At 67.1% G+C, this 14778-nt stretch carries 12 protein-coding genes; 6 read left to right on the top strand and 6 right to left on the bottom strand.

What is annotated here, in order from left to right:
• Positions 1–39: 39 nt before the first annotated feature.
• The 4 genes from kdpB to AC3FOF_RS06590 all read left to right on the top strand — a co-directional run bounded on the left by kdpB (position 40) and on the right by AC3FOF_RS06590 (position 7354).
• Positions 40–2184, top strand: coding sequence for a potassium-transporting ATPase subunit KdpB (kdpB, locus tag AC3FOF_RS06605; RefSeq protein ID WP_488726096.1), 2145 nt, complete (start codon positions 40–42; stop codon positions 2182–2184).
• 31 nt (positions 2185–2215) lie between these two features.
• Entirely contained in the window at positions 2216–3232 is a 1017-nt protein-coding gene (locus tag AC3FOF_RS06600) for a potassium-transporting ATPase subunit C (protein WP_488726095.1), read from the top strand.
• 328 nt (positions 3233–3560) lie between these two features.
• Positions 3561–6254: a DNA mismatch repair protein MutS gene (gene mutS, locus AC3FOF_RS06595; RefSeq protein ID WP_488726094.1), complete on the top strand. Its 2694-nt coding sequence runs from the start codon at positions 3561–3563 to the stop codon at positions 6252–6254.
• A gap of 35 nt (positions 6255–6289) precedes the next feature.
• Entirely contained in the window at positions 6290–7354 is a 1065-nt protein-coding gene (locus AC3FOF_RS06590) for a hypothetical protein (RefSeq protein ID WP_488726093.1), read from the top strand.
• Positions 7355–7466: 112 nt separating this feature from the next.
• On the opposite strand, the gene AC3FOF_RS06585 is transcribed toward AC3FOF_RS06590, so the two are convergent.
• Complete coding sequence (locus AC3FOF_RS06585) at positions 7467–8000, bottom strand: FKBP-type peptidyl-prolyl cis-trans isomerase (protein WP_017225371.1); 534 nt, start codon at positions 7998–8000, stop codon at positions 7467–7469.
• A gap of 11 nt (positions 8001–8011) precedes the next feature.
• On the opposite strand from AC3FOF_RS06585, the gene AC3FOF_RS06580 reads away from it, so the two are divergent.
• On the top strand, positions 8012–9220 hold the full coding sequence (locus AC3FOF_RS06580; protein WP_017225372.1) for a JmjC domain-containing protein: 1209 nt from the start codon (positions 8012–8014) through the stop codon (positions 9218–9220).
• 198 nt (positions 9221–9418) lie between these two features.
• Entirely contained in the window at positions 9419–9655 is a 237-nt protein-coding gene (locus AC3FOF_RS06575; RefSeq protein ID WP_035808146.1) for a hypothetical protein, read from the top strand.
• Between the two features lie 150 nt (positions 9656–9805).
• On the opposite strand, the gene AC3FOF_RS06570 is transcribed toward AC3FOF_RS06575, so the two are convergent.
• From AC3FOF_RS06570 to AC3FOF_RS06550, 5 genes are all read right to left on the bottom strand, one after another.
• On the bottom strand, positions 9806–10594 hold the full coding sequence (locus tag AC3FOF_RS06570; RefSeq protein WP_017225374.1) for an MBL fold metallo-hydrolase: 789 nt from the start codon (positions 10592–10594) through the stop codon (positions 9806–9808).
• Between the two features lie 79 nt (positions 10595–10673).
• Positions 10674–11888, bottom strand: coding sequence for an NlpB/DapX family lipoprotein (bamC, locus tag AC3FOF_RS06565; protein WP_488726092.1), 1215 nt, complete (start codon positions 11886–11888; stop codon positions 10674–10676).
• Between the two features lie 46 nt (positions 11889–11934).
• Positions 11935–12819: a 4-hydroxy-tetrahydrodipicolinate synthase gene (dapA, locus tag AC3FOF_RS06560; protein ID WP_017225376.1), complete on the bottom strand. Its 885-nt coding sequence runs from the start codon at positions 12817–12819 to the stop codon at positions 11935–11937.
• A 150-nt stretch (positions 12820–12969) separates the two neighbouring features.
• Entirely contained in the window at positions 12970–13569 is a 600-nt protein-coding gene (locus AC3FOF_RS06555; protein WP_488726091.1) for a class I SAM-dependent methyltransferase, read from the bottom strand.
• On the bottom strand, positions 13566–14768 hold the full coding sequence (locus AC3FOF_RS06550; protein ID WP_488726090.1) for a tryptophan--tRNA ligase: 1203 nt from the start codon (positions 14766–14768) through the stop codon (positions 13566–13568). The genes AC3FOF_RS06555 and AC3FOF_RS06550 overlap by 4 nt, the downstream gene beginning before the upstream one ends.
• Positions 14769–14778 lie beyond the last annotated feature (10 nt).

The raw sequence follows: 14778 nt of genomic DNA, 5'->3' as shown, positions 1-14778 counted from the left end.
CGTGAAGTCCGGTGATGCAGCTATCGAAGGAACCCTGTCATGGTCAGCCTCAAGACACCCCACGATGCGGTTGGCGGTTTGCCCACCGGGCTGAAGCCCCCGCGCAGCCTGATGCCGCACGCGCTCTTCCCCTGGCCGCTGGTGCGTACCGCCATGTGGCAGGCCGTGCTGGCGCTGAGGCCCGACGTGCAATGGAAAAACCCGGTGATGTTCGTGGTGGAACTCGGCGCGTTGCTGACCCTGTTCTACACGGTGCAGCTGGCGCTGGGCAGGGCCGTGAGCCAGACGCCTCTGACTTACTTCCTCGCGCTTGACGCCTGGCTGTGGGCCACGGTGCTGTTCGCCAACTTCGCCACCGCCATCGCTGAGGAGCGCGGCAAGGCGCAGGCGGAGTCGATGCGGCGCACGCGGCAGGACACGCTTGCCTGTCGCCTCCATGGCGACAGCGTCGAGACGGTTTCCTCGAACAAGCTGGTGCCGGGCGACCTGGTCATCGTCAAAGCCTGGGAGATCATCCCCAGCGATGGCGAAGTGGTGCAAGGGGCAGCGGCGGTGGACGAATCCGCGATCACCGGCGAATCCGCGCCGGTGATCCGGGAATTTGGCGGCGATCGCTCCGGTGTGACCGGCGGCACCATGGTGATCTCGGACCAGATCATCATCCGCATCACCGCACGCGCCGGCGACACCTTCATCGATCACATGATCAGCCTGGTGGAAGGCGCGGTGCGGCAACGCACGCCCAACGAGATCGCCCTGGCCCTGGTGCTGTCCGCCTTCACGCTGATCTTCCTGATCGTGGTGGTGCCGCTGTGGCCGATGGCGCTGAACGCCGAGCAGTACATGACGTCCTACCTCGGGCTGGCCACGCCAATCAAGAGCCTGGGCACCGATATCCCGACCCTGGTAGCGCTGCTGGTGTGCCTGATCCCGACCACCATCGGCGCCCTGCTGGCCGCCATCGGCATCGCCGGCATGGACCGGGCGCTGCGCGCCAACATCATCGCCAAGAGCGGCAAGGCGGTCGAGGTGGCTGGCGATATCGACACCGTGGTGCTGGACAAGACCAGCACCATCACGGTGGGCAACCGGCGCGCCACCCAGTTCCTGCCGATGCTCACCTATACCGAGGCAGACCTGCAGCAACTGGCCGCGCTGGCGTCGGCGGGCGACCAGACGCCCGAGGGCAAGAGCATCGTCACCGCCGCCATGGGGGACAAGGCCATGGCGCCTCCCGGTGGTGCCATCGTCGTGCCGTTCACGGCGCAGACCCGCATGAGCGGCCTCGACCTGCCGGACGGGCGGATCCTGCGCAAGGGGGCGCCGGATGCCATCATCGCCCACGTCGGCCGGCTCGGCGGCACGGTGCCGCCGGAGCTGGCAGCCATGCTCAAGCTGGTGGGCGGCAAGGGCGCCACGCCGCTGGCGGTGGCCACCGGCAACGCCATCGTCGGCGTGGTGGTGCTGGAGGACGTGCTCAAGGAAGGCATCCGCGAGCGCATCCTGCACCTGCGCAAGATGGGGCTGCATACCGTGATGGTCACCGGCGACAACGCACTGACCGCCGCCACCATCGCCGACCAGGCCGGGGTGGATGAATATATCGCCGAGGCCACCCCCGAAGCCAAGCTCGTCTATCTGCGGCGCGAACAGGCCGAAGGCAAGCTGGTCGCCATGATGGGCGACGGTACCAACGACGCGCCGGCCCTGGCGCAGGCGGACGTCGGCCTGGCCATGAATTCCGGCACGCAGGCAGCCAAGGAGGCCGGCAATATGGTCGACCTCGACAGCGACCCGACCAAGCTGATCGAGGTGGTGGAAATCGGCAAGCAGCTGCTGATGACGCGCGGCGCGCTGACCACCTTCTCGATCGCCAACGACGTCGCCAAGTACTTCGCCATCGTGCCGGCGCTGTTCGCCGGCACGCTGCCGTGGCTCAAGGCGATGGACGTGATGCAACTGCATTCGCCCACCTCGGCCATCCTGTCGGCGGTGATCTTCAACGCGCTCATCATCCCGATGCTGATCCCGATCGCGCTCAAGGGCGTCACCTACCGGCCGCTCGGCGCGGACGCCCTGCTGCGCCGCAATCTGCTGGTATGGGGGCTGGGCGGCGTGGTGGTGCCGTTCATCGGCATCAAGCTGATCGACCTGCTGCTGGTGGGGCTGCGGCTGGCGGCCTGAGGCGGCCCGCTGCGCGAACGAGGAGATAGCCATGTTTCGTCATATCGGCAAGAGCCTGTGGCTGCTGGTCAGCGTGGTGGTGGTGGTCTGCGGCATCTACCCCGCCGTGCTATGGCTCGTGGGCCAGACCGTCTTCCCCTTCCAGGCCAACGGCAGCATGGTCGCCGGCCCCGATGGCAAGCCGGCCGGCTCGCTGCTGATCGCGCAGCCGTTCAGCAAGGACGAATACTTCCAGCCACGCCCCTCGGCGGCGTCATACGACGCCTCGGCCTCGGGCTCGTCGTCGCTGGCGCCCAGCAACTACGCGCTGCGCGACCGCGTGGCGCGGGCCATCGCACCGGTCGCGCGCTATGGCGGCGGACCGCGGCAAGGACAGGCGGCCGGGCCGGACGTGGAGCGCTGGTTCCAGGCCGACCGCTACCAGGGGCAGCCCCACCTGGTGGCGCAATGGGCGCAGGCACACAGTGGCCTGGCACAGGCCTGGGTCAATGCCAGCCCGGCGCATGCCGCGTATGTCGACGCCTGGGCCAAAGGCAGCCCGCAACAGGTGGCCGCGTGGATCAAGGACAACCCGGGCACGCCGCAACCCAAGGCGGCCGACCTGGCCGTGCCCTTCTTCGTCGCCTTCTCCGTGGCGCGGCCCGGCATGTTCCCGGCCGATGTCTCCCATACCGGCGCCGATGGCAAGGCCATGAGCACGGTCGAGGCCGTGCGGGAAGGTGCCGACATCCAGTCGGTCTTCTTCGACATGTGGCGCCAGGAACATCCGCAGGCCGACCTCGCGCCGGTACCGGCCGACATGGTCACCGCCTCCGGCTCCGGCCTTGACCCCGACATCACGCTGGCCAACGCCTTGTTCCAGCTCGACCGCGTCGCGGCCGCCTGGGCGCGCGACACCAGGCGCGACGCCGGCCAGGTGCGGCAGGAGATCGCAGACCTGCTGCGGCAGCGGGCAACGGCGCCACTTGGCGGCCTGGCCGGAGAGCCCATGGTCAATGTCCTGGCCATCAACCTCGAACTACGCAAGCGCTACGGCGCGCCGGCCTAGCCACTAGCGCCGCATGCACGTCGGGGCGGCCCGCGGATACCGGGGCCGCCATCAATGGGGAGGCGCACGCGAAAATGCGCTGCCGCCCTCTCGTTTTGCATGGCCCGCCGGCGGCCTTGCCCGGGCTCACGGCCCCGTGTCCGGCACGGCCGTAGCGCACAGTCCACGGTCCCGCAAGCCCTTTCCGTCCCTCCGGCGCCAAGCTCGCAGTAAAATGCCGGTTTGATCCGCGCCCGCCACATCCATGGCGCCTGCCGCGCCAGGCCCCGCAGGACGCCGGAGTACCCGAAAACAGGCGGTTTCGCCAGGAGCCGCCCGAGAGGATTGCATGTCCGTAGAACCCCGACAGTCCGCCAAGACCGAGCCGAAGGCCGGTAACGCGGAAAAGCACACGCCCATGATGGCGCAGTACCTTGGCCTGAAGGCCGACCATCCGGACACCTTGCTGTTCTACCGGATGGGCGATTTCTATGAGCTTTTCCACGACGATGCCGAAAAGGCCTCGCGCCTGCTCGACATCACGCTGACCTCGCGCGGCTCGTCCAACGGCGTGCCGATCCGCATGGCCGGCATCCCCTTCCATTCGGTGGACCAATACCTCGCGCGGCTGGTCAAGCTGGGCGAATCGGTGGCGATCTGCGAGCAGATCGGCGACCCGGCCACCAGCAAGGGGCCGGTGGAACGCAAGGTGGTGCGCATCGTCACGCCAGGCACGCTGACCGACGCGGCGCTGCTGCCGGACAAGGCCGATACCTACCTGATGGCCGTGCACCAGCACACCACGCGCCGCGGCGTCAGCAAGATGGGCCTGGCCTGGCTCAACCTGGCCAGCGGCGAGCTGCGCCTGATGGAATGCGAGGTGGCGCAGCTTGGCCGCGAGCTGGAGCGGATCCGCCCGGCGGAGCTGCTGTTCGCCGACGGCATCGAACTGCCGGCCCTGGCCTGCGCGCGTACCCGCCTGCCCGAATGGCATTTCGACCAGGACGCCGGCACGCGCCGCCTGCGCGAGCAGCTCGGCGTGGCCAGCCTCGACCCGTTCGGCTGCGCCGGACTGGGCGCGGCGCTTGGCGCCGCCGGCGCGCTGCTCAACTACGCCGCCTCCACCCAGGGACAGTCGCTGCGCCATGTGCAGGGCGTGACGGTCGAGCGCGAATCGGAATTCGTCGGACTGGACACCGCCACCCGGCGCAACCTGGAATTGACCGAGACCCTGCGCGGCGGCGAGTCGCCGACGCTGTTCTCGCTGCTGGATACCTGTGCCACCACCATGGGCAGCCGCCTGCTGCGCCACTGGCTGCACCATCCGCTGCGCGACCGCGCCATGCCGCAGGCGCGCCAGCAGGCCATCGGCGCCCTGCTCGGCCAGGGCACCGATGGCCTGCGCGCGGCGCTGCGCCGCCTGGCCGACGTGGAACGCATCACCGCCCGCCTGGCCCTGATGAATGCGCGCCCGCGCGATCTCTCCTCGCTGCGCGATACGCTGACCGCCCTGCCCGACGTGCAGGCCTGCCTGCGCCCGGACGATGCCGCGCCGTTGCTGAACCAGACCGTGACGGAACTGGCCGTGCCCTGGGAGTGCCATGCGCTGCTGGTCAGCGCGGTGGCGCCGGAGCCGGCCAGCGTGATCCGCGACGGCGGCGTGATCGCCCGCGGCTATGACGCCACGCTCGACGAGCTGCGTGATATCTCCGAGAACTGCGGCCAGTTCCTGGTGGAGCTGGAAGCCCGCGAACGCACCCGCACCGGCATCGCCAACCTGCGCGTGGAATACAACCGGGTGCACGGCTTCTATATCGAAGTCACCAACGGCCAGGCCGACAAGGTACCCGACGACTATCGCCGCCGCCAGACGCTGAAGAACGCCGAGCGCTACATCACACCCGAGCTCAAGGCCTTCGAAGACAAGGCGCTGTCCGCGCAGGACCGCGCGCTGGCGCGCGAGAAGCTGCTCTACGATGGCCTGCTGCAGCAGTTGCTGCCCCATATCGGCGAGTTGCAGCGCGTGGCGGGCGCGCTGGCCCGGCTCGACGTGCTGGCGGCGCTGGCCGAGCGCGCGCAGTCCCTGGACTGGACCCAGCCCGAGCGCGTCGACGAGAACGTGATCGACATCGTGCAGGGGCGCCATCCGGTGGTGGAAGGCCAGCTCGCCGCGGAATCCGTGCCGTTCATCGCCAACGAATGCCAGCTGACGGAGGCGCGCAAGCTGCTGCTGATCACCGGTCCGAACATGGGCGGCAAGTCGACTTTCATGCGCCAGACCGCGCTGATCGTGCTGCTGGCCTGCGTGGGCGCCTACGTGCCGGCGCGCCGCGCGGTGATCGGCCCGATCGACCGCATCTTCACCCGTATCGGCGCCGCCGACGACCTGGCGGGCGGGCGCTCCACCTTCATGGTGGAGATGACCGAAGCCGCCGCCATCCTGCATAACGCCACCCCGGCCAGCCTGGTGCTGATGGACGAGATCGGGCGCGGCACCTCGACCTTCGACGGCCTCGCGCTGGCATGGGCGATCGCCCGCCATCTGCTGGCGCACAACCGCAGCCATACGCTGTTCGCCACCCACTACTTCGAGCTGACGCAACTGCCGCAGGAATTCACGCAGGCAGCCAACGTCCACCTGTCGGCGGTCGAGCATGGCGATGGCATCGTGTTCCTGCACGCGGTCCAGGATGGCCCCGCCAGCCAGAGCTACGGCCTGCAGGTGGCGCAACTGGCCGGCGTGCCGCAGCCTGTGATCCGCGCGGCGCGCAAGCACCTGGCCTGGCTGGAGCAGCAGTCGGCGGACGCCACGCCCACGCCCCAGCTCGACCTGTTCGCCGCGCCGCCCCCGCCCCTGGACGAGGACGAGGACGACTACGCGGAGCCGGCCACCAGCCATTGCGCCGGCGCCATCTCGCCGCAACAGGCCGCGCTGCTCGACGCCGTCGCCGAACTGGACCCGGACAGCCTGACGCCGCGCGACGCGCTCGACGCGCTCTACCGGCTGCACGCGCTCGCCAGGAATGCCGTAACCACCGCATGAGGCCGATCGGGCCGATGCGCCAGGGAAACCGCTGCATGGGCGGACGAAGCGCCAGCGCTCGCTCGCGCGCGTCCGTGTGCAGGTTGAAGGGATTCGCCGGCTCCGCCGTGCTGGCCATCCTGCTGGCATTGCCGGCATGGTCGGGCACGGCGCTGGCAGCGCGCGTCCGTGCGCCGGCTGCCGAGACCGTCCGGGTGGCGCTGCTCGCCGACCAGCCCCAGTGGCCGGCCGCCGAAGCCGGCACCACCCGCCTGCTGGACTACCTGGCGGCGCGCCGGCTCGATTTCGCGGTCCACCTCGGCGGCATCAAGGGCGATACCGAGTCTTGCGGCGACACCCTGCTTACCGCGCGCCAGCGCCTGCTCGACCAGTCGCCGCTGCCGCTGTTCTACCTGCCCGGCGAAACCGACTGGGCGGAATGCCACCGGCCGGTCAACGGCCACTTCGACGCGATGGAACGGCTGAACCGCCTGCGCGAGCTGTTCTTCCCGGCCGACACCACGCTCGGCCAGCGGGTGCTGCCGCTGATGCGCCAGTCCGACCAGGCCACCTTCCGCAGCTTCCGCGAAAACATACGCTGGACCGCGGGCAATGTGATGATGGTGGGATTGAACCTGCCGGGCGACAACAATCACTATCGCTCCGAAGGCGGCCGGAATGGCGAGTTCGAGGATCGCCGCGAAGCCAACCGCCAGTGGCTGACACGCGCCTTCTCGCTGGCGCAGCAGCAAAACCTGCCGGGTATCGTGGTGCTGGAGCATGCCGATCCGCAGTTCGGCAACGGCTGGGAACAGCGCGGCAAGCCTTCCCTGCTGGACGGCTTCCTGCGCCGCCGGCCGCGCGACGGTTACCTGGAATTCAAGCGGCAGTTGCGCGACCTGGCCGGGCGCTTCCGCGGGCAGGTATTGCTGGTCCATACGGGCGCGGGCGGCTTCGGCATCGACACGCCGCTCAAGGATGCCAGCGGCAAGACGCTGCGCAATTTCACCCGCGTCGTCCTGCCGGGCGGCGCGCCGGGCCAGTACACCGAGCTGGCGATCACCCCGGGATCGCCCTCGCTGTTCGAAGTGACGCTGAAGGACGGCCCAGAGGCGGAATGACGTGCCAGCGACTCCCGCTCCGGTAGTGCACGCCCAATAAAAAAGCCGGCAATGCCGGCTTGTGCGTAACGATTGCCGCGAAGGGCCGCGAGGGCTGACGCGCGTCGCGCACTCAGTGCAACGTGCGGCTGCTGTCGCCTTCGTCGTCCTCGTCCTCGTCGACCACTTCGATGCCCGAGGCGCCGTGCGCGTGGCCGTGCTGTACTTCGTCGGCCGTGGCTTCGCGCACCTCGGCAACCTGCAGCCAGAAACGCAGCGCCATGCCGGCCAGGGGATGGTTGCCGTCCAGCACGACCTTGTCTTCGGCCACGTCGGTCACGGTGTAGATGATCGAATCCTCGTCGTCGCCGTCTTCGGGCACGCCCTCGAACTGCATGCCGATTTCCAGCGGCTCGGGGAAACGGTTGCGCGGCTCGACCTTGACCATGTCGGCGTCGTAATCGCCGAAGGCTTCCTCGGGTTCGAGCTGCAACTGGGTCTCGAAGCCGGCTTCGTGGCCTTCCAGTGCTTCCTCGATCTTGGGGAACGTGCCATCATACCCGCCGTGCAAGTAGACCATCGGCTCATCCGACTCCTCGATCAGATTGCCTTGCGCATCCGACAGCTTGTACACCACGGATACCACCGTGTTCTTAGCGATTTTCAATTCTTGACTCCATGAACGATTCCGCATTATACGCGCAGGCCTTGCCCCCCGGCCCCGTCGATCCTGACGTGCCGCTCACCCTCCTGGGTGGCATGACGCCGGCCGCTTTCATGCGCGATATCTGGCACCGCAAGCCCCTGCTGATTCGACAAGCTGTACCGGGTATCGTGCCGCCGGTATCGCGCGAGTCGCTTTTCGAGCTGGCCGATCGCGATGACGTCGAGTCGCGCCTGGTGTCTCACTTTCGCAACCGCTGGAAGCTCGAGCAAGGCCCTTTCGCCGCCGACAACCTGCCCTCGCGCAAAGCCCGCCAATGGACCTTGCTGGTACAGGGCGTCAATCTCCACGATAGTGCAGCCGCGGCCTTGATGGGGCAATTCCGTTTCGTTCCGGACGCCCGTCTCGACGACCTGATGGTCAGCTACGCCACCGATGGGGGCGGCGTGGGCCCGCACTTCGATTCCTACGACGTATTCCTCCTGCAAGTATCGGGCCGGCGCCGCTGGCGCATCTCGTCCCAGGCCAAGCTCGACCTGGTCCCGGACCTGCCGCTGAAGATCCTGGCCGACTTCACGGCGGAAGAGGAATGGGTGCTGGAGCCCGGCGATATGCTTTACCTGCCACCCCAGTACGCCCACGACGGCGTCGCCGAAGGCGAATGCATGACGTACTCGATCGGCTTCCGCGCGCCCGCCTATCGCGAACTGGCCGGCCATTTCCTCGCCTGGCTGTCGGAAACGGTGGAAGACAATGAGGATCTGGGCGGCCGTTACGCCGACCAGGGAGAGGCGGCTACCGCACATCCGGCACAATTGCCAGCCAGGATGGTCAAGGCCGTGGGCGAGCGACTGAGTGCCCTGCGTTGGTCGGGTAGCATGATCTCGGAATTTCTGGGTGCCCATCTTTCCGAGCCGAAGCCAAGTGTCGAGTTTGCAGAAATATCCGAAATTCCGCTGAAGGCATACACAAAACTCGCACTTTCTCAAGGCATTGTGCTGGCGCCGGGCTCGATAGCGTTGTATGACCGCACACATTTCTTTATCAATGGGGAAGCCTACGAGCCGCCAGCCGCCCTGGCCCGCTGGTTGCGGCGGCTTGCCGATCAACGCTGCCTGGGCGCCCAGGAGGTGGCTGCCTGCGCGGATTTGCCGGATCTGATGGAAACTTTTCATCACTGGGCACTCGAAGGATGGCTGCAATTTGCGCCATCCTCCCTGTAATAATCCGTAACAAGCAAAAACAGTAAAAGACAGCGCTACACAAGGCGGGGAAACGCGGATATAATCGTCGGCTGGCTAGTACTGTGTACCACTGCATTTGTCGGCACCCGGGAGAGCCTCTATTTTGCAGTTCAAGAGCGATAATTACCGGTAATTATTCATCGCCTGTTTTCTGTTATTAAAGTTAAAGGACGAACAATGAAGAAGTCTCTCCTGATCGCATCGCTGCTCGCCGCCGTTGCTCTCGCCGCTTGCGGCAAGAAGGAAGAAGCCGCTGCTCCGGCACCGGAAGCTTCGGCTCCGGCTGCTGCTGCTCCGGCAGAAGCATCGGCTCCGGCTGCTGCTGCTCCCGCTGCTGAGGCTTCGGCTCCGGCTGCTGACGCTTCGGCTCCGGTTGCTGCTGCTGACGCATCGGCTCCGGCTGCTAAGCAGTAATCGGTCTCGACCGATGAAAAAAAGCCGACCTTCGGGTCGGCTTTTTTTTCGTCTGTATGGCCCGGACGATCCATACGATCCGAGGCATTGCCCCAAGCCTTGCACCCGCACCAGGCAAGACCCCGCCACCCGGAGCAGACCCGGGTGGCTTCAGGCCCTGACCGGCTGCCAGCCCAGCCCTTCCTGCTGGTCCGCCACCAGAATATCGCAGGCCGACACGCCGAGCACCGTCGCCAGCGCCCCGGTGGCCAGTTCCCGCGTGTTGTTCTGCTTGCTCAAGTGCGCAGCCACTACGCGCTGCAGCCCCTCATGCATCACACGCGCCAGGATCCCGGCCGCGACTTCATTGGCCAGGTGGCCGAAATCGCCACCGATACGCCGCTTGAGCGAAGGCGGATAGGCGGAGTTGCGCAGCATTTCGCGATCGTGGTTGCACTCCAGCACCAGCGCATGCACGCCGGCCAGCCGGGCGGTGACATAGGGCGTCTCCATACCGGCGTCGGTCAGCACGCCCAGCCTGGCATCGCCGTCGCTCACCACGAACTGCAGCGGCTCGCGCGCATCGTGCGGCACCGTGTACGGCAGGATTTGCAGGCTGCCGATCGCAAAGGGATGGTCGGAGCAGCATACGCGCACATCGGCGCTGTCCGCGCCGCGCAAATGCGAAGTCGCGAGCCAGGTACCGTGGCTGGTATGCACCGGCAGGTCGTGCCGGGACGCAAAGGAATAGGCGGAGCCGACGTGATCGCCATGCTCGTGGGTGACCAGCACGCCGTCGAGCTGGTCCGGCGTGATGCCGAGCCGCTCCAGCCGCCGTGCGGTTTCGCGAATACCGAAGCCGCAATCGAGCAGCACCCGCGTGGTGGTGGCGCCCTCCTGCGATTCGATCAACAGGGAATTGCCCTCGCTGCCGCTGCCGAGGAAGGCGAAGCGCATCATGCGCCGCCCTCCCCCGGAAGCCCGGCAGGCCACCCCGCGGCCTTGCGCCGCGGGTCGTCATGCGTGGCCCGCACTCCGGTCAGCGCAGTTGCTCGTCGAGCAGGGAAAGGATGCGCTTGCCGACATCCGTGCCTTCCGGCTGGCCCGCGTCGTTCTGCACCGTCACGGTCGTGCCGGTGCCGTCGCCCTTGAGCGCCACGCGGTATTTCTTCGCCTTCTTGCTGTCTTCCGTGCCGGTCTTGGTGAACAGCTTGGAGAAGAAGCCGCGGTTGTCCACCGTGTCGCGCGGGTCGACATAGCGCACATAGTAGAGCCCCTGGGCGCGGTCGCGGTCTTCCACCGTGAAGTTGACACGATCCAGCGCCAGCCCGACCGAACGCCAGGCGCGGTCGAACGGTTCCGACAGTTGCAGGGCCTGGGTGCCGTTGACCTGGGTCAGCGTGGTGTTGCCGCCGGACGTTGCCGCGGTGGCGGCGGCAGCCGGTGCTGCGGCAGCCGTGGTGACGCCGGTGCCACCGCTCTTGACCATGCGGTCGGCCTGCTCCTTCTGCACGCCCAGGCGCTGCGCGAAGCGCGAGAGGAATTCCGCTTCCAGCTCGGGATCGGAAGGCCGCGGCGTCCAGACCGTCTGCGACTTGTCGACGCCGGTCAGCTGCTCCTGCGCGCCGCGGTGGCTGATGAACACCTCGAAGCTGCCGTTCTGGGCACGCTCCAGGCGTGTGCGGAACTTGTCGCGCTCGGAGGTCGAGTACAGGCCGTCGAACACCTTGCCGATGGTATTGCGGATGAAATCCTGCGGGATCTTCGCACGGTTCTCGGCCCAGTCGGTTTCCATGATGCCGGTCTCGGGCGAGTCCTGCACCAGCAGGAAACCGCTTTCCTGCCAGAATTCGCGCATCGACTGCCACAGCTTGTCAGCCGACGTGCCATTGCTGATCACCAGCCAGCGCTGATTGCCATCACGCTCCATGCGGATGCCCTGCGTAACCGGCAGCACGTTCTCCGAATTGGCCTGCTGCTGCACCGTCTTGGTCGACTGGTTATAGGTCGACAGCGTCGAGGTGCCGTTCTGGTCGGGCACCGAGTAACGGCGGTCGCCCTCGATCTTGGTCAGGTCCGGCGGCACGTCCAGCGTGGAGGTGCGCTTGGCAGCGGACTTGTAGTCGATCTTGTCGGGTGCCATAGCGTCGTTGATGCTGCTGCAACCGGACATCGCGCTCGCCACAAGCACGGGCAAGACCAGGGCGGCACGGCTAACTTGCGTTACGCCGCGGCGGTTAAGCTTGAGTTTCATTGACACGCAATCCTAGTTGATGGGATGACGGCAAAGCACGGGACGATCAGCCGAGCAGGCCGGCCGCCGACAGCGCCTTGCGCACCGCTTCGTGGTATTCCGTTGACAGCGGGGTGAGCGGGAGGCGGATACCGCCCTGCATCTTGCCCATTTGCTGGAGCGCCCACTTGACGGGAATCGGGTTGGCCTCGACGAACATCGCCTTGTTCAGCGCAACCAGTTCCATATGGATGCGACGCGCGGTGATAGCGTCGCCCTTCAGGGCAGCCACGCACAGTTCGTGCATCTTGCGCGGCGCCACGTTGGCCGTGACCGAGATATTGCCGTGACCGCCCAGCAGCATCAGGGCAATCGCGGTGGGATCGTCGCCACTGTAGATGGCGAAGCCTTCCGGCGCATCCTTGATCAGCTGCGCGGCGCGGTCGATATTGCCGGTCGCTTCCTTGACGCCAACGATGCCAGGCACCTGCGCCAGGCGCAGGATGGTGTCGTGCTGCATATCGGCCACGGTACGGCCGGGCACGTTGTACAGCACCACGGGCAGGTCCACGGCTTCCGCGATGGTGCGGAAATGGCGGTACATGCCTTCCTGGGTCGGCTTGTTGTAGTAAGGCACGACCTGCAGCGATGCGTCGGCGCCGACCTGCCTGGCGAACGCGGTCAGCTCGATCGCTTCCTTGGTCGAGTTGCCACCGGTGCCGGCGATGATCGGAATGCGCTTGTCGGCCTGTTCCACGGCGACGCGGATCAGTTCGCAATGCTCATCCACCGTCACGGTGGGCGATTCGCCGGTGGTGCCGACGATCACGATGCCATCGGTGCCCTCGGCCACGTGCCAGTCGACCAGGGCGCGCAGCGCGGGGAAATCCAGGCTGCCATCTTCCTGCATCGGCGTCACGATAGCGACGATGCTGCCGTTAATCTGTGTCATAACGTTTGAGAATTCGAGAAACGAATACCGCGATTGTACCGGATACCTCGGGCCTGCCGACCGCACCTTCGACCGGGGAAAACCCAAGGCAGTTCAATGCGTGAAGCCCAGGTCCCGCCGACCCGGCGGGCAAATCGCCCGCGCAGCACTTCAGCCAGGCAAAGGATAACGCGGCGGCGCTTGGCCACCCGTTTTTCCATCGGCCTCCCGCACAGCGCAAAGCCGCTGTACAAAGGCAGCTTTAGGCACTTCGAGCACACCATCTTCGTAGGCTACCACGCGCAGGCTGCCGCGCACCGCCTCCAGCAGTTCTCCCGGCCGCAGCAGGAAATCCGGGTTCGAAGGCTTGCCCACGGTCTCGTTGCCGGCGGAGAAGGTTTCATAGAGCAGTACGCCGCCCGGCGCCAGCGCGCCGAGCAGGTACGGCCATAGCGGCCGGTGCAGATAATTGGTCACCACGATGGCATCGAAGGGCGGCTCGCCCGCCAATGGCCAGGCGCCCTGCTCCAGGTCGGCCAAGCGGGTGGCAACGCCGGCAGGCAAGGTAGCCAGCGCCGCGCCATCGCGATCCACGCCCAGCACGGCATGGCCGCGGCCCGCGAACCAGGCGGCATGGCGGCCACTGCCGCAGGCCAGGTCGAGCACCCGGCCGCCCGGGCGCACCAGATGTGCCCAGCGAGTCACCCACGGCGACGGCGCGCCCAGGGACGCGTGCGTGGGCGCCGCACGCATCGTGCCCGGCGTGCTCATTGGTATCCCAGGCCCATCACGGCACGCACTTCGCGCATGGTCTCGCGCGCCGCCGCGCCGGCCTTGTCGCATCCGTGCGCGACGATGGCGCGCAGCAACGCGGGATCATCCATGTATTTCTGCGCCCGCTCGAGCATGGGCTGCTGCTCGCGCAGGATGCCCTCGATCACCGGCTGCTTGCATTCGATGCAGCCGATGCCGGCGCTGCGGCAACCCTTCTCGGCCCACTCGCGCGTGGGCGCGTCCGAATAAACCTGGTGCAGTTGCCACACCGGGCAACGCGCCGGCTCGCCGGCGTCGGTGCGGCGCACGCGGGCAGGGTCGGTCGGCATGGTGCGCACCTTCTTCTCTACCGATGCCCGGTCCTCGCGCATGCGGATGGTATTGCCGTAGGACTTGGACATCTTCTGGCCGTCCAGCCCCGGCATCCGGGAGGCCGCGGTCAGCAGCGCCTGCGGCTCCACCAGGATGGTCTTGCGCGAACCGGCCAGGTAGCCCAGCAGCAGCTCGCGATCGTCGCCGGACAGGCTCTGCGACTGCGCAACCAGGGCCCGGCCCTCCTCCAGCGCCGCTTCCGTGCCCTGCTCCTGGTATGCCTTGCGCAACTCGAGGAAGGACTTGCCGCGCTTGCCGCCCAGCCTTCTGGCGGCTTCCTGCGCCCGTTCCTCGAAACCCGGCTGGCGACCGTAGAGATAGTTGAAGCGGCGCGCGATCTCGCGCGTGATCTCCACATGCGGCACCTGGTCTTCGCCCACCGGCACGCGGCCGGCGCGGTAGATCAGGATGTCGGCTGCCTGCAGCAGCGGATAGCCGAGGAAGCCGTAGGTGGAAAGATCCTTGTCCTTGAGCTTCTCGATCTGGTCCTTGTAGGTCGGGACCCGCTCCAGCCAGCCCAGCGGCGTGCCCATGGACAGCAGCAGGAACAGCTCCGCATGCTCAGGCACGCGGCTCTGGATGAACAGCGTGGCACGCTCGGGGTCGACGCCGGCGGCGAGCCAGTCGATCAGCATCTCCCACACCGACTCGCCGATCACTTCCGGCGATTCGTAGTGCGTGGTCAGCGCATGCCAGTCGGCCACGAAGAAGAAGCACGGATACTCGGCTTGCAGCTGGACCCAGTTTTTCAGTACGCCGTGATAGTGACCCAGGTGCAAGGCGCCGGTGGGACGCATGCCGGAGAGAACGCGGTCGGGGAACATGTCTGTCTGT

It is taken from the genome of Cupriavidus sp. 96C5-1 (genome assembly GCF_057798855.1).
This window is presented reverse-complemented; position numbering and strand designations above follow the sequence as displayed.

What these genes read in the sequence shown, in the direction of transcription:
- kdpB (WP_488726096.1), top strand. Translation starts at nt 40, where the DNA reads ATGGTCAGCCTCAAGACACCCCACGATGCGGTTGGCGGTTTGCCCACC.
- AC3FOF_RS06600 (WP_488726095.1), top strand. Translation starts at nt 2,216, where the DNA reads ATGTTTCGTCATATCGGCAAGAGCCTGTGGCTGCTGGTCAGCGTGGTG.
- mutS (WP_488726094.1), top strand. Translation starts at nt 3,561, where the DNA reads ATGTCCGTAGAACCCCGACAGTCCGCCAAGACCGAGCCGAAGGCCGGT.
- AC3FOF_RS06590 (WP_488726093.1), top strand. Translation starts at nt 6,290, where the DNA reads ATGGGCGGACGAAGCGCCAGCGCTCGCTCGCGCGCGTCCGTGTGCAGG.
- AC3FOF_RS06580 (WP_017225372.1), top strand. Translation starts at nt 8,012, where the DNA reads ATGAACGATTCCGCATTATACGCGCAGGCCTTGCCCCCCGGCCCCGTC.
- AC3FOF_RS06575 (WP_035808146.1), top strand. Translation starts at nt 9,419, where the DNA reads ATGAAGAAGTCTCTCCTGATCGCATCGCTGCTCGCCGCCGTTGCTCTC.
- AC3FOF_RS06570 (WP_017225374.1), bottom strand. Translation starts at nt 10,594, where the DNA reads ATGATGCGCTTCGCCTTCCTCGGCAGCGGCAGCGAGGGCAATTCCCTG.
- bamC (WP_488726092.1), bottom strand. Translation starts at nt 11,888, where the DNA reads ATGAAACTCAAGCTTAACCGCCGCGGCGTAACGCAAGTTAGCCGTGCC.
- dapA (WP_017225376.1), bottom strand. Translation starts at nt 12,819, where the DNA reads ATGACACAGATTAACGGCAGCATCGTCGCTATCGTGACGCCGATGCAG.
- AC3FOF_RS06555 (WP_488726091.1), bottom strand. Translation starts at nt 13,569, where the DNA reads ATGAGCACGCCGGGCACGATGCGTGCGGCGCCCACGCACGCGTCCCTG.
- AC3FOF_RS06550 (WP_488726090.1), bottom strand. Translation starts at nt 14,768, where the DNA reads ATGTTCCCCGACCGCGTTCTCTCCGGCATGCGTCCCACCGGCGCCTTG.